This is a genomic window from Vreelandella venusta (assembly GCF_015689495.1).
Classification (GTDB): Bacteria; Pseudomonadota; Gammaproteobacteria; order Pseudomonadales; family Halomonadaceae; genus Vreelandella; species Vreelandella venusta.
In genome coordinates this window covers 945,371-959,670 of record NZ_CP065135.1, presented here as the reverse complement: position 1 = coordinate 959,670, position 14,300 = coordinate 945,371, and the positions used below count along the sequence as shown (strand labels likewise).

The window sequence follows — 14,300 nt, the reverse complement described above, 5'->3', positions numbered from 1 at the left end:
GCCCAGTCCCGTTCTCTAATGCGCTTTATAAACGCATTGAGAGAAGAGGGCTGGACGTCGTTGCCACAGCGCACCTTCAGTGGTGCAAACTAGCTTTTACCACTACAGACTTTTACATCTGCCAAATTTCTAACAGCGACACATTTTCTAACGACTCGTTATTTTTCTAACAGCTTTGGAATTGTTCTCTGCCATCGCCTAGCAATGAGTGCTTATTGCTTATTAACGTACTTATTGCCTTGGAAATTGCAAAAGCCAAGCCGGAAACCTAAAAAATTAAACTTAATCATTTAAAAACAAAAACTTAAAAAATAAAAAACCATCACACAACGTTCTTTTTTATACTCTGCACGCGCTAAACGGTGTGTGAGAGTGCACGCCATCTCCCTTTTCGCACCATCACCGTGCAGTCTGTCCGAAGGGCTGTGTCATCGCCTCTCTACCAACCACATCTAAACAGTTGAAGTTATTCGAAAATAATATTCCATATAGCCAATTGGCCAGCTCCTTGCTGTCCTTATTTAAGACAGCGTAAGGTTTCTAATCAGCTGGCAGCCAACGGCGGTTGTCGCGCGTTTTTTAAACAACGCCAACGGGCAACGACGCCCCTGACACACCTTTCTTAACGAAAGGCGGTGTCAGGGGCGTTTTTTTGTTTGGTGTTCACACAGCCGCAACGACATAGAGGAGTCACCCATGGAAACCACTTCCCGGTGCTCACCCAACGACCATCTGGTGATCATTGGCAATGGCATGGCAAGCCATCGTCTCATCGAGGCGTTGGTAAAACAGCCCACACGCCCACAGCGAATCACGGTGATTGGTGCCGAGCCAACCCCTGCCTACAACCGTATTCTGCTTTCCCCCCTGTTGGCCGGCGAAATGCAGCAGGATGCGCTTACCCTACGTGATGCCCAGTGGTACGCCGACCAGGGCGTTACGCTAATACTGGGTGAAAAGGTCGAGACGCTTGATCGCGCAAGCCAAACATTGACCACCGATAGCGGCCGATCGCTTGATTACGATCACTTGGTCATCGCCACCGGCTCGCGCCCGGCGCTGCCCGATGTTCCGGGTATTGAGCTTGACGGCGTACACGGCTTTCGCGACTTGCAAGATGCTGATGCACTTAGCGACATCGCTCAACAGGGCGGTGATGCAGTGGTGATTGGCGGCGGCCTGCTGGGCCTTGAAGCGGCTGAGGGGTTACGTAAACGCGGCAGCGACATCAACGTAAGTGTGCTCCAACGCAGCGAGCGGCTGATGAACCGCCAATTGGATGCGACCGCTGCTCACCTACTTAAAGATACCCTCACTCAGCGCGGTTTACAGATCATCACTGACGCACAGCTAGTGCGACTAGAGGGCGACGCCCAGGGCCGGGTCGCCAAGGTGTATCTTGCCGATGGCCGCCAGTTGAACGCCTCCAGCGTGATTATTGCCGCAGGTATTACTGCCAATGCGGAACTTGGCCGCCAGGCAGGTCTGCACACGGATCGAGCTATCGTGGTGGACGAATGGCTCACCACCAGCGACCCGGCGATCTCGGCGCTGGGCGAATGCTGCCAGTTCAATGGCACTACCTACGGTTTAGTGGAGCCAATCTGGCGACAGGTAGAGGTGCTCACCGCGACGCTGTGCGGCACGCATTCCCAAGGCTACGCAGAGGCCCCCAACGCCACCAAACTCAAAATCAGCGGTGTGGCGCTCTATGCCTTTGGGCCCACCGAGGCCAGCGCCGAGCATGAAGTACTGAATTATCACGATCTTGAGCACGGCGACTACCGCCGCCTGCTGCTGCGCAATGGCCAGATTGAAGGCGCGGTGCTTTACGGCGACACCAGCCAAGGCCCTTGGTACTTCGAGCAGGCGCTCGCGGGTACCGACCTCAACGCTTACCGCCAAGCCTTGTTGTTTGGTGCCGCTGATGTCGATGCGCTCCAGGCGAGCATGACTGACCAGCAGAACGCCCCTTCCCATCTACCGACCTCAGAGGTGGCATAATGTCTACCCAAAAACTGGCAACTCCCGAACAGCTTATTATTATTGGTAACGGCATGGTCGGCCACCATCTGGTCGAGCAGCTCGTCGATAATGCTGCCCTTGGGCGCTATCAGGTCACCGTGTTTGGCGAAGAGCGCCATCGCGCCTACGACCGTGTACATCTCTCCGAATACTTCAGCGGCCGCGATGCCGATTCGCTCGCGCTTTGCGAAGCGGATTACTACGCCACCAGCGGTGTGGAACTGCGCACTGGCGAAGCCGTCATTGAGATCGACCGCAACTCACAAGAGGTGGTCACCGAACAGGGTCGTTACCCTTACGATCGCCTAGTGCTGGCTACCGGCTCTTTCCCCTTTGTACCGCCGATTCCCGGTAACGACCGCGATGGCTGCCTAGTGTATCGCACCCTGGATGATCTAGACGCCATCCAGGCGGCCACCGAAAATGCTACCACCGGCGTGGTCGTAGGCGGCGGCCTGCTAGGTCTCGAAGCGGCTAACGCCCTGCGCGGTTTGAACCTGGATACGGCCGTTGTAGAGTTCGCGGCACGCCTGATGCCGATGCAGGTGGATAACGAGGGTGGTGAGCTGCTGCGCGAAAAAATTGCAGCCCTGGGCGTACAGGTGCTCACCGAGCGTGCCACCCAGCGTATTGAAGATGGCAAGGCGAGCCGCCATCGCATGGTTTTCCAAGACGACAAGGTACTGGAAACCGACCTGATTGTGTTCTCGGCAGGTATTCGCCCCCGCGACCAGTTGGCCAGGGATTGCGGGCTGGAGATTGGTGAGCGCGGCGGCGTGGTAGTGGATAACCAGTGCCTCACCAGCGACCCGGCCATTCTGGCGATTGGTGAAGTGGCGCTATGGAAGCAGAGTATTTTCGGCTTGGTCGCCCCTGGCTATCAAATGGCCAAAGCAGCGTTTTCGACGCTGACCGGTGGCGATACCCAGTTTGGCGGTGCGGATATGAGCACCAAGCTCAAGCTGCTGGGCGTGGATGTCGGCTCGATTGGTGACGCCCATGGCAATCAAAACCCCAGCGCACGCATGTTCCGTTACTTAGACCCGATCAAACAGGAGTACCGCAAACTGGTGGTCTCCAGCGACGGTAAAAAGCTGCTCGGCGCCATGCTGGTGGGCAATAACAGCGTTTACGACACGCTGCTGCAGTATTACGCCAACGGCATTGAGTTGCCCGACGAGCCCGCCTCATTGATTCTGCCGCAAAGCAGCGGCGCCGCGCCTACTCTCGGCCCCGGCGCACTGCCGGAAACCGCCTCCATTTGCTCTTGTCACAACGTCACCAAGGGCGATATTTGCGCCACTATTGACGCGGGCGCGGTGGATCTAAGCGGCGTCAAAACGGCCACCAAAGCCAGCACCGGCTGCGGCGGCTGCACCGCACTGCTCAAAAGCGTGGTCGATCATGAGCTAGAAGCCCGCGGCGTAGAGGTTGATAAATCGATTTGCGAGCACTTCGCCCATACCCGCCAGGAGCTTTACGATATTGTGCGCGTGGAAGGCATCAAAACCTTCAGCGAATTGATCGAAAAACACGGCAATCAGGACACCCTCTGCCTGGGCTGCGACATCTGCAAACCCGCCGTGGCGTCTATTCTGGCCTCCTGCTTCAATGAGCCGATCACCGACGCGGCGCATATTCCACTGCAGGATACCAACGACACCTTTATGGCCAACATGCAGAAAAACGGCACCTACTCAGTAGTGCCGCGTGTTGCCGGTGGCGAGATTACCCCAGACAAGTTAATCGTGCTGGGCGAAGTAGCCAAAAAATACAGCCTCTACTCCAAGGTCACCGGCGGTCAGCGTATCGACTTGTTCGGCGCCCGTCTGGAAGACCTGCCGAATATCTGGGGCGAGCTAATTGCCGCAGGCTTCGAGACCGGACACGCCTACGGTAAATCGCTGCGCACGGTTAAATCCTGCGTCGGCAGCACCTGGTGCCGCTACGGCGTGCAGGACAGCGTCGGCATGGCGATTCAGTTAGAGAACCGCTACAAGGGGCTACGCTCGCCCCACAAAATCAAGTTTGGCGTATCCGGCTGCACCCGCGAGTGCGCCGAAGCCCAGAGCAAAGACATCGGCATTATTGCCACCGAAAACGGCTGGAACCTCTACGTGTGCGGAAACGGAGGCATGCGCCCCCGCCACGCTGAACTGTTTGCCACTGACCTGAATGACGAGCAGCTCTACCGCACCATCGACCGCTTCTTGATGTTTTACGTGCGTACCGCCGACCGCCTGCAGCGCACCTCGGTGTGGCGCGAAAACCTCGATGGCGGCCTGGAGTACCTCAAACAGGTGATCCTGGAAGATAGCCTAGGCATCAACGACGAACTGGAGCGCCAGATGCAAAGCGTAGTGGATAGCTACCAGTGCGAATGGGCCGACGCGATTAGCGACCCAGAGAAGCTCAAGCGCTTCCGCAGCTTCGTCAACGACGACCGCCCGGATCCGTCGATCATTATGACCTCCGAGCGCGGCCAGCTACGTCCCGCTTAGACACTAATGCCCTGCTTAAACACTACATAATCGCAAACCAGATAACGCTGACGAGGTAACTGATGACCGCGACCGCACTCAAGCACACCGTAAGTACCGATACCTGGCAGCCGCTCTGCACTAAAGCTGACTTGGTAGCATTTTCCGGCGTCGCTGCTTGGTTAAACACCCCAGAAGGCCCTGCCCAAGTGGCCATTTTCTACTTACCGAAGCAGCGCCCCCAAGGACACGAGAAAGAACTCTACGCCCTTGACCACTTTGATCCGTTTTCTAACGCTAACGTCATTGCCCGCGGCATTATCGGTGATGTTAAAGGTAATCCAGTGGTTGCCTCGCCACTCTATAAGCAGCATTTTCGCCTTGAAGATGGCCAATGCTTAGAGGATGAGAACATCAAGCTGCGTACCTGGAAAGTCGCGTTTAGGGGCGAGGAGGTCTGGGTAGCGAGGTAACTGACAGCTGCTTTACGATGACGTTACTCCCGGCGAGGAATAGCACTCGCGTAGGTATTCAAGCTCAAAAAATGTTCATCTGCCCGCTGCAGCGCCTCGAGTGTCTGTGATCGATCAGCTTCTGCCAATAAGGTGCACAGTACTTCTGAGATGGCTAAGGCGGGCGTTAACGTATGGAAAAAGCTGTCGCTTTCCGTGGGGCAAAAAATCGTCTGCTCTGACAGCCCGACCAGTGGCGATACTTCACTATCGGTGATCGACAGAATCGTCAGCCCCTTGTCTTTTGCCAACTGCGTCAGTTCCAGTGTCGCTACTGCGTAAGGTTTGACGGAGACAACCAGCAAGGCATCTTCGGGCGTGGCGCGAATTAGCGCATCGCCGCCGGTTCCTGCCGGTCCATCCAGGTGAACCGAGCGGTCCCCCAACAGTGACATCACGTAATGGAAATGCCACGCCACGGAGTGGCATGAACGCAACCCTAGCACATACACTTTTCTAGCTGATTTCAGCGTATTAGCGATGGCTTCCAACCGTTGCAGTGAGCCAGGCTCACAAAGCTGAGAAATCTGAGCACTCAGCCCATGCAGCATATGCGCGGCGATATTGCCGTTGGCCGAGGCTCTAGCCCCCTCGTTTCGCTGGCGAACCTTGGCGGCAAAACCATCGTTCCCCCGCCGCAGTGCTGCCACATAGTGCTCGCGAATATCATCGTATCCTTGCTTGCCCAGAAACTTTGCAAGCCGCGTCATAGTGGCAGGCTGCACCGCCGCATGGCGCGCCAGTTCGCGCATAGAAACCAGTGCCACCTCATCAGGGTGTTCCAGCACGTAGCGAGCCGCCTGCTGGAGCTGCGGCGACATGGCATCGTACTGGGCAATAATTTGCTCCCTTAAAGGGTCGCGCTGCGGCATATGTGTTGCCTCTTATGCGGCTTGTTAAAACAGCCGCCGATTTAAACGTTACTGTTGTCAAAAAACAATGATCTATATGTTTTAACAAAAACAAAAATGATTCAATTGTTGCAAAGACTGACCAAACTGTGCCAATCTTCTCCTTATGGCGTGCTCACATCGCTAAGTGACCCTAAGGAACCGTTTCCATGACTCGTATTCTTCATCGCAGTATCGGCCCAACACTCCCCCATGCCGCGTCGGCTCAAGGCGTCTATATAACAGACACCACTGGGCGCCGATACCTAGATGCCTCAGGAGGCGCTGCGGTCACCAGCGTTGGTCACGCCCATCCGGAAGTGTTGGCGACGATGCGCGCTCAAATTGATAACCTCTGCTACGCGCATACGTCTTTTTTCACCACCGACGCTGCCGAAGCGCTTGCCGAGAAGCTTGTTAATTTGGCACCTGAAGGCTTGAATTACGTCTATCTCGTGTCAGGTGGGTCAGAGGCCGTTGAAGCGGCACTGAAGATGGCACGGCAGTACTTCGTGGAAATTGGCGCCCCCCAGCGTAGACATATCATTGCCAGGCGTCAGAGTTACCACGGCAACACGATTGGTGCGTTGGCAACCGGTGGCAATGCGATGCGGCGTAAGCAGTTTCAGCCCATCCTGCCAGAAACTCATCATGTCTCCCCCTGCTATGCCTATCGCGAAAAAGGCGCCGAGGAATCGCCAGAGGCTTACGCTATTCGGCTTGCCGACGAACTCGAAGCAAAAATTCTCGAACTCGGCCCTGAAGAAGTCATGGCGTTCGTTGCCGAGCCCGTTGTAGGCGCCACCCTTGGTGCCGTCGCCTCTGTCGCGGATTACTTTAAACGTGTGCGTGCGGTTTGCGACAAATATGGCGTACTACTGATCCTCGACGAAGTGATGTGCGGTATGGGTCGCACCGGCACTGTCTTCGCCTGCGAGCAAGACGGCGTCATACCGGATATCGTCACGATAGCCAAAGGTTTGGGTGGGGGTTATCAGCCGATCGGTGCGGTGATGCTGTCCGACAAAATTTACGATAGCTTTGCCAACGGTTCTGGCCTGTTCCAGCACGGACATACTTACATCGGCCACCCTGTTGCTGCGGCCACCGCTAACAAAGTGGTTGAAATCATTGCACGCCCTGAGACACTCGCCAATGTAAACGCCATGGGCGCGAGATTACACAGCGGTTTGGAAGCGATGCTTGGTACATCACCGCATGTTGGCGACATTCGAGGAAGAGGCCTGTTTCGCGGCATCGAACTGGTGGCGGACCGGGACACTAAAACGCCTTTCGATCCGAGCCGAAAAATTCACGCCAAGATTAAGCGACAGGCTATGGCGCGAGGGCTGATCAGCTATCCAATGGGCGGCACCATTGATGGCATTCACGGCGACCATATTTTGCTGGCACCGCCTTATATTATTGAAGCCGATGAAGTCGACCTAATCATTGAACGTATTGCCGACGCTATCAACGCCGCCATCGCCGAGTGACGGCACGTCCCCCTATCTGAATGGAGATCACCCATGTCATCCTCTCCCTGCCCGCCTATTACAGATGCCGACTGGCCAAACGAAATCGCTGAATTACGCGGAGACTTTGCTGGCGCGCTTAATGTCTATCGCACCATGGCCCACCACCCGGCTTTGCTTAACGCCTGGGCACCTTTGCGCCAGCATGTTGTTAAGGAAAATGCCTTAGGGCCAGAATTAACCGAGGTAGTGATTCTACGCGCGGGCCTGCGCATGGGTTCACGTTACGAGTGGGCTCATCACGTCAGCCGAGCGCTCGCTCTAGGATTCTCCCCTGCACGAATCGATGCCATTAGAACTCGCCCCGAAGGCGTTGATGGTCTTATCGTCGACGCTGTGGATGCATTGTTTGACCAGCGAATGCTATCACCCGAGCAAGAAGCAGAACTCGCAGAGGCTATCGGACGCAAGGCCGTTATCGACCTAATTGCGATGGTGGGGTTTTATTCGGTATTGGGCTATCTGCTCAAGACTTACGACACACCGATCGACGACAGCATTCAACAAGAAGCGCAAAAAATGCCAGCGCTGTTTTCATTAACGTCTTAGGCATGCCAGTCCCTGGCGCAGGCTTCAAGCTATCCCAGGGCAGACCATTAAGTACTTATGCATACATTTGCGAGTATTCAGGCCTCATTAAATCAGTGGCCGCCCATGATCAGTGCCCGCTTAATTTTATTCAGGCACTCGAGGCTCATCATCTAGGAGGCCGCTTTTAACGAGCGATGGCGGCGTAGCCGCCCTTGCTATAACCAGGTAAATCAGTTGAATCATCGTCGAAGTGTCGAACCAAAGCTAAAGCCCTGTCTCACAACAATACATTTGCTTCTAAACACTAGACATCTGTTTTTTGCATCATCACACAGTCAAGCTTCCGACCTGCTACTACCGAATACTCAGGTAGCTTTTCCATTACTTCGAACCCAGCCTTTGTCAGGACCCGCTGTGAAGCGTGATTGTCTAAAGAAACAGTCGCCGTGAGCGTATTAATTTGGTCAATGCAACGAGCTTCGCTAATCAGATGGTTCAGCGCCTTTTGCGCCAGCCCATTACCACACGCATGTTGCGCTATCCGATACCCCACCTTTGCGTAACCATTTTCTATCTCACGTAGGTTGGCGCGCCCAACTATCGCACCTTGATACTGGATAATAAGCGGCCTCATGCGTCCTTGGGCATTTAACGCCAAGTACTCATGAATATGCTGGCTAATACCTTCCGGCGTGTAGAAGTGCTCCGCTCTGGCCTCTATATGCTGCTCAAACCAGTCACGTTCAGTGGCTTCGAACAACAATAGTTCAGCGGCATCTTCCGGAGCAATTTGTCTGAAGGAAAAAGCATCAGCATGGCGCATAAGCACATCTCTCCTTGGGTGCTAAATCAGTGCATCAAAGACTATCTCCATAGCCTTAGAATAAACAAATCACTGACACTGCGACCACTGATATTGCTATGCTTGCCAGACTCTTGGGTAGGCAATATCGGAGCAAACGTTCGTGAAAACAGAATCCAGTACCTTGGCGTTTTCTGCCTTTATGGCACTGCTGATTGGGTGCGCAGGCATTACTGCGACACTAGCGTCTAACTCCCAGGCTATTTTGCTGGATGGATCATTTAATCTTATCTACTTCAGCGTAGCGCTGGTCACTATCAAAGTCAGCAAATTAGCCAGCCGCCCCGATAGCGAGTCCTATCCGTTTGGCTACAGCTACTTCGAGTCGCTGGTAAATCTATGCAAAGGCTTATTGATATTAGGCGTTTCCATCTTTGCGTTGGTGGACGCCATCGCTGCGTTACTGACAGGTGGGCGGGAGATCTCAGCAGGGCTTGCGGTTATCTACGCACTGTTTGCCACCGCCGCTTGCTCGCTCACCGCTTGGGTAATGCACCGCAGCCAGCGCCACGTTAGTAGCCCGCTGGTGGCTGCAGACAAACTTAACTGGCTGGTGAACAGTGTTATCTCGGCTGCCGTGTTAGCAGCGTTCTGCTTGGTGATGCTGTTTGAGCGTCTAGGCTGGCGCGGTATTGTCCCTTATGTCGATTCACTTCTGGTGATGGCCGTGGTGTTGCTATGCCTTGGCGTACCGGTGCGTATGGCCTCCCAGGCACTGCGAGAACTGCTCAATAAAACGCCCGACGAAACAGTCGCCGAGCCTGTGCGTCAGGCGGTTGCTCGCGGGCTTGCCGATATCGACACCCAGGAAGTTCGGGTACGCATGGTGCGCCCTGGCCGGCTGCTGTATATCATGGTCCACGTGGTGCTACCCAAAGCACTGCATGACTCTACGCTTGCCCATCAAGATGCCCTGCGCCAGCAGATTGATGAAGAAGTACGCCGTATTTATTCACCGGTCGTCTGTGATGTAGTGTTCACCGAGGATGATCGCTGGGCAGCGCCTTCCTGCGGGCAGCTAGTGAAGAGATACGCTTAATTGCGCCACATTAAAAAGCGGCCTGTGGGCCGCTTAAAATGCTAGTACTGCCGTTATAAACCGCTTGAGAACATAACCCTCTGTTAAACACCGATATCCCGGTAATGGCGGGCCACTTTCTCGATGGCGATCAGATAGGCTGCCATGCGGTAGTCGTTAACTTTCGGGTTTTCGTTACGGGTGCGAATAATCTCTTGCAGCGCCAAACGCATAGTGTCGTCCAGCCCCGAACGGACTAGATCAAACTCATCGGCGCCGCGGGCGAGCTCATCAGCCAGATGCTCTGGCACCTTATGGCCCGTTGATTCTTCAATCGCCTGAATAATGTGCTGGCCACGTGCTTCATGAAAACGTTTATCGAGCCTGCCAAAGCGAACGTGATTGAGGTTACGAATCCACTCAAAGTAGGAAACCACTACGCCACCAGCGTTGCAGTACGCATCGGGGATAATCTCGACACCTCGCTGTTGAAGAATTTTATCGGCTTCATAGGTAACCGGACCATTGGCAGCTTCAGCAATAAGCGGCGCTTGAATATGGTGTGCATTCTTGGCATTGATAACACCTTCCAATGCCGCTGGTATAAGAATATCGCAGGCACGCTCTAATGCTTTGCTGCCATCTTCTTGGTATTCAGCCGCCGGGTATCCCTTAACGCCACCGGTCTCAGCAATATACTCACGCACGGCCTTAACATCTAAACCATCGTCGTTAACCAAGGCGCCATCACGTTCGATGATCGCAGTAATCAAGCAGCCATCTTCGGTTTGCAGAAAATGGGCGGCGTGATAGCCCACATTGCCTAACCCCTGCACCACGACTCGTTTGCCAGCCAAGCCTCCCGACAGGCCGCAACGCTTGATTTCTTCTGGATGACGGAAAAGTTCGCGCAACGCATACTGCACCCCGCGCCCGGTCGCCTCATTACGCCCTCGCACGCCACCATGCTCGACCGGCTTCCCGGTTAACGCGCCCATGTAGTTGATGTCATTAGGAAACATCTGGCGGTAGGTATCTACCATCCAGCCCATTTCACGCGGCCCAGTGCCCATATCGGGGGCGGGCACGTTGGCGGCAGGGCTTAGATACCCTTTATTGATCAGCTCGCGCGCAAAACGCCGTGTAATGGCTTCCAGCTGTTTTTGAGTGTACTTGCCCGGATCAATGATCAGCCCCCCCTTTGAACCACCGAACGGTACGTCGACAATCGCGCATTTATAAGTCATCAGCGCCGCTAGGGCCTCAACTTCGTCCTGGTCGACCATCATCGCAAAACGAATACCCCCCTTTGAGGGCAGACGATGATCACTGTGGGTGGCTCGCCAACCAGTAAACATTTCAATCTTGCCATCGATATCAATCGGAAACGATACCTGCACCACGCTCTGGCACACCTTCAGAGCATTCCCAATACCCTCTTCCAGCTCCATGATGTCGATAGCGTGATCCACCATGTGCTCGACGCTTTCACGAAAAGACATACCCTGTTGGGCGAACTTAGTATCACTCATAAGTGGCGCTCCATTGCTGCGTTGTTTTTATCAGTATTGTTATCGGAACTGTTTCGGGAATAACCACACCTGTCTTTGTGCTACAGGGTTTTAGCTGGTTTAAACTCCCTAACCCCACCGACTCTAACAAAGCCCCTACGCCAGCAACTTTCAACTATTGTTAAATAGTCTCAGCATATAAAACGCCACTAAATGTTTCGTCAGCTATTTGCTTAAAGAACCACGCAGCCAGCCTAATCCATTAGCACTTGGCGATACTCTCGTTGATTCTGGATAACTAACCAGAGTGTTGCGACAACTCCCCCCAGTAAGGCAACTCCAAATAGCGTTAATGCCGCGCGATGCCCTAGGGCATCGATAAGCACTCCCGTTGTGATCACTGGAATACTGAAACCAATGTAGGCCATTAGAAAATACCCAGCGCTCGCTTGAGTAGAAGATGGGCCAGCCACGGCTAACACGCCACTTAATCCGCCCAGGTAAATAAAGCCGTAACAGGCGCTGCTAGCCATGACCGTACCTAGTAGCAATATGGGTAAGTGCCCCGCGATAGCTCCCCAAGCAATCAGCCCATAAGCCGGTGGCAGAATCGCAAGTCCCAATAACGTAGACCGATATGACGACAACTTTCTGGCCCAGGGTTGAAATAACACGCCACAGCTGCAAATACCGAAAACAGCAAAGCCACTCCAAACGCTTAAACCATGCTGGTCTAAAGCGGAAGGCAATATGGCAATCACCAGCCCCACCGTGGCCCAGGCAATTAGGATCGCAAAGCCAAACCGAATGGCTCCATTTGGGAAGCTAGGCAAACGGAGCATGCTGCCTTTCGGCCCACTAGGCATGCCTTTTCGCAACGTCAACACGCCTATTAATGCGAAAGCGCTAATACATAGATATAACCACAAACTGGGGGGCGTTAAGCTAGGCGTAGTAACGATAAAAACGCTGGTCCCCGCTGCCCCTAAACCGAAGCCAAGCGCGCTGCTAATCGTGACGTAACTGGTAGAAGCTTGTTTATCATCGCCTTGCCATAATTGTTGCATATAGGCTGGCGCCACCGCGGATGCTAGCGCGGTCCCCACCCCAAGTAGAAAACGCGCAACGCCGAGCATTACGATGCTAGGCGCTATTAGCATCAGGCAAGTGGCCAGCATATTAAGCAGTAACGCAGTGACAATGATTGCTTTGTAACCTATCCGCTCGGCCAAGCCATTAAGCCCCAGCAATACAGGCATTACCCCTGCGACGTAACAGGCAAACGCAATTGTCGTGGCACCAACACCAACCCCGCCTTGCGCTGCCAACGCACCATATAGCGGTGCCTGCAAATTAACGGCCGTGGTGATCATACATAGCCCGAAAGCTAGGCGGGCTGCGCTGTACTGGTTCATGCATTAACTCACTAGAGATTGCTAAAAGAACCATAAAGCTCGCACGCTTATTCAAGCGGGGTAAGATACACTGGGCCACTATTATTGAGGCACTGTTCCGGTTTTTTAATGAACAGTTGATCCAGCAGGACTATCTATGAAGTTAACAGTTGATCGGCATGCCAACACGCCTATTGCACAGCAACTTGAAGAGGCGATCAGCACTTGGATTAAACAAAACAAACCTGGTAATGGCAGCCGTCTACCCTCCATTCGCTATTTAGCTGCGACACATCACGTTAGCCGCAATGCGGCTATTGAAGCTTATGAGCGTTTAATCGCCGCAGGGTTGGTGCGCTCAAAACCAGGGGCAGGTTTTTTTGTTGCCGATAGTCCACCAAGCGAGCACCAAACAGCTTCCAGCCCACTGCAGGAAGTGACCAACGGGCTTTGGGGGCTTTTTAGTGCCGATGAGACGGCCCTGCCCCTTGGATGTGGCTGGTTACCCAGTCATTGGCGGGAGAGCGATGATTTAACCTATGCGATCCGCCAAGTTGCGCGTATGAATCGCGCGGACATTTTTGAATACAGCACCCCCCAAGGCCCCACGGCGTTACGCCACTTAATACAAGAGCGACTTCGGCTTTTAGCGATCACGGCAAATCATCAGCAAATTGTCACCACCAGCGGCAGCAGCCATTCGCTAGATTTATTGGTGCGCTTGCTTCTCGAACCCGGAGACGTTGTCTTCGTCGAATCACCAGGCTATTACAACCTATTTGGCCTACTCCATCTGCAACGTGTTCGTGTTATCGGCGTGCCTCGCTTAGCCGACGGTCCTGATCTTGAACGCTTAGAAGAATTACTTGCAGAGCATCGGCCGACGCTTTTTTATACCAACAGCGTTTTTCAAAACCCCACAGGGGGAACGCTAACGCCCACCATTGCGCATCGCTTATTACAATTAGCCGAGCAGTACGATTTCAAACTGATAGAAGATGATATATACGCAGACTTTCAACATACGCCAAGTGCTCGCTTAGCTGCGTTAGATGGCCTTAACCGGGTTATTTACTTGGGCAGTTTTTCAAAAAGCCTCTCCTCTTCGCTGCGCGTTGGTTATATCGCGGCGCCTTCTTCAATGGTGCAACGCATTGTCGATATCAAAATGCTAACCAGCATTTCTTCTTCACGCTTTGCAGAGCAAGTCATTACCACCATGCTTCAAAACGGTAGTTACCGAAAGCTGACGGAACGGTTAAGTACTAGGCTTTCCAACCACATGTCGATGGCGCTTGCGATGCTCAAACGTGCCAATTGGGATGTTTATACCGAGCCGACCGGTGGGATGTTTGTGTGGGCAAAGCCACCGGCAGCGATAACACCTGAACGATTGAGTGAACTGGCTGGTGACTGGAAAGTTACCCTGTCGCCGGGACATTTATTCTTTGCCGATCATCAACCAACGCCCTGGCGGCGACTCAACGTGGCTTATATGCAAGACCCAAGAGCGAAAGGGTTTATTGAAGGATAATTCAATGA

At 53.8% G+C, this 14,300-nt stretch carries 11 protein-coding genes; 7 read left to right on the top strand and 4 right to left on the bottom strand.

Features of this window, described 5'->3' with window-relative positions; translation table 11 throughout:
• The first annotated feature begins 696 nt into the window (after positions 1-696).
• The 3 genes from IR195_RS04555 to nirD all read left to right on the top strand — a co-directional run bounded on the left by IR195_RS04555 (position 697) and on the right by nirD (position 4,978).
• Positions 697-2,004: an NAD(P)/FAD-dependent oxidoreductase gene (locus IR195_RS04555; protein WP_206048875.1), complete on the top strand. Its 1,308-nt coding sequence runs from the start codon at positions 697-699 to the stop codon at positions 2,002-2,004.
• Positions 2,004-4,526, top strand: a complete 2,523-nt coding sequence (nirB, locus tag IR195_RS04550) for a nitrite reductase large subunit NirB (protein WP_206048874.1) — start codon at positions 2,004-2,006, stop codon at positions 4,524-4,526. The genes IR195_RS04555 and nirB overlap by 1 nt, the downstream gene beginning before the upstream one ends.
• A gap of 62 nt (positions 4,527-4,588) precedes the next feature.
• Positions 4,589-4,978 (top strand): nitrite reductase small subunit NirD, encoded by a 390-nt coding sequence (gene nirD / locus IR195_RS04545; RefSeq protein ID WP_146942820.1) that lies wholly within the window; start codon positions 4,589-4,591, stop codon positions 4,976-4,978.
• 23 nt (positions 4,979-5,001) lie between these two features.
• On the opposite strand, the gene IR195_RS04540 is transcribed toward nirD, so the two are convergent.
• Entirely contained in the window at positions 5,002-5,889 is an 888-nt protein-coding gene (locus IR195_RS04540; protein WP_146942822.1) for a MurR/RpiR family transcriptional regulator, read from the bottom strand.
• Between the two features lie 188 nt (positions 5,890-6,077).
• On the opposite strand from IR195_RS04540, the gene IR195_RS04535 reads away from it, so the two are divergent.
• Positions 6,078-7,403 (top strand): aspartate aminotransferase family protein, encoded by a 1,326-nt coding sequence (locus IR195_RS04535; RefSeq protein ID WP_206048873.1) that lies wholly within the window; start codon positions 6,078-6,080, stop codon positions 7,401-7,403.
• A gap of 33 nt (positions 7,404-7,436) precedes the next feature.
• A complete protein-coding gene (locus IR195_RS04530) occupies positions 7,437-7,991 on the top strand; it encodes a carboxymuconolactone decarboxylase family protein (protein ID WP_206048872.1) in 555 nt (184 codons plus the stop codon).
• A gap of 286 nt (positions 7,992-8,277) precedes the next feature.
• Here IR195_RS04530 and IR195_RS04525 read toward each other — a convergent pair whose 3' ends face one another.
• The gene (locus IR195_RS04525) at positions 8,278-8,796 is read right to left on the bottom strand and encodes a GNAT family N-acetyltransferase (protein WP_125746039.1); all 519 of its coding nucleotides are present in this window, start codon (positions 8,794-8,796) and stop codon (positions 8,278-8,280) included.
• A gap of 142 nt (positions 8,797-8,938) precedes the next feature.
• On the opposite strand from IR195_RS04525, the gene IR195_RS04520 reads away from it, so the two are divergent.
• Complete coding sequence (locus IR195_RS04520; protein WP_125746037.1) at positions 8,939-9,874, top strand: cation diffusion facilitator family transporter; 936 nt, start codon at positions 8,939-8,941, stop codon at positions 9,872-9,874.
• Between the two features lie 83 nt (positions 9,875-9,957).
• Here IR195_RS04520 and IR195_RS04515 read toward each other — a convergent pair whose 3' ends face one another.
• Together IR195_RS04515 and IR195_RS04510 are read right to left on the bottom strand one after the other, a co-directional pair.
• Positions 9,958-11,385, bottom strand: coding sequence for a Glu/Leu/Phe/Val family dehydrogenase (locus tag IR195_RS04515; RefSeq protein ID WP_206048871.1), 1,428 nt, complete (start codon positions 11,383-11,385; stop codon positions 9,958-9,960).
• Positions 11,386-11,618: 233 nt separating this feature from the next.
• Positions 11,619-12,779 (bottom strand): MFS transporter, encoded by a 1,161-nt coding sequence (locus IR195_RS04510; RefSeq protein ID WP_206048870.1) that lies wholly within the window; start codon positions 12,777-12,779, stop codon positions 11,619-11,621.
• Between the two features lie 136 nt (positions 12,780-12,915).
• Between IR195_RS04510 and IR195_RS04505 the strand changes: the two genes are divergently transcribed.
• Complete coding sequence (locus IR195_RS04505) at positions 12,916-14,292, top strand: aminotransferase-like domain-containing protein (protein ID WP_206048869.1); 1,377 nt, start codon at positions 12,916-12,918, stop codon at positions 14,290-14,292.
• Positions 14,293-14,300 lie beyond the last annotated feature (8 nt).

What these genes read in the sequence shown, in the direction of transcription:
- IR195_RS04555 (WP_206048875.1), top strand. Translation starts at nt 697, where the DNA reads ATGGAAACCACTTCCCGGTGCTCACCCAACGACCATCTGGTGATCATT.
- nirB (WP_206048874.1), top strand. Translation starts at nt 2,004, where the DNA reads ATGTCTACCCAAAAACTGGCAACTCCCGAACAGCTTATTATTATTGGT.
- nirD (WP_146942820.1), top strand. Translation starts at nt 4,589, where the DNA reads ATGACCGCGACCGCACTCAAGCACACCGTAAGTACCGATACCTGGCAG.
- IR195_RS04540 (WP_146942822.1), bottom strand. Translation starts at nt 5,889, where the DNA reads ATGCCGCAGCGCGACCCTTTAAGGGAGCAAATTATTGCCCAGTACGAT.
- IR195_RS04535 (WP_206048873.1), top strand. Translation starts at nt 6,078, where the DNA reads ATGACTCGTATTCTTCATCGCAGTATCGGCCCAACACTCCCCCATGCC.
- IR195_RS04530 (WP_206048872.1), top strand. Translation starts at nt 7,437, where the DNA reads ATGTCATCCTCTCCCTGCCCGCCTATTACAGATGCCGACTGGCCAAAC.
- IR195_RS04525 (WP_125746039.1), bottom strand. Translation starts at nt 8,796, where the DNA reads ATGCGCCATGCTGATGCTTTTTCCTTCAGACAAATTGCTCCGGAAGAT.
- IR195_RS04515 (WP_206048871.1), bottom strand. Translation starts at nt 11,385, where the DNA reads ATGAGTGATACTAAGTTCGCCCAACAGGGTATGTCTTTTCGTGAAAGC.
- IR195_RS04510 (WP_206048870.1), bottom strand. Translation starts at nt 12,779, where the DNA reads ATGAACCAGTACAGCGCAGCCCGCCTAGCTTTCGGGCTATGTATGATC.
- IR195_RS04505 (WP_206048869.1), top strand. Translation starts at nt 12,916, where the DNA reads ATGAAGTTAACAGTTGATCGGCATGCCAACACGCCTATTGCACAGCAA.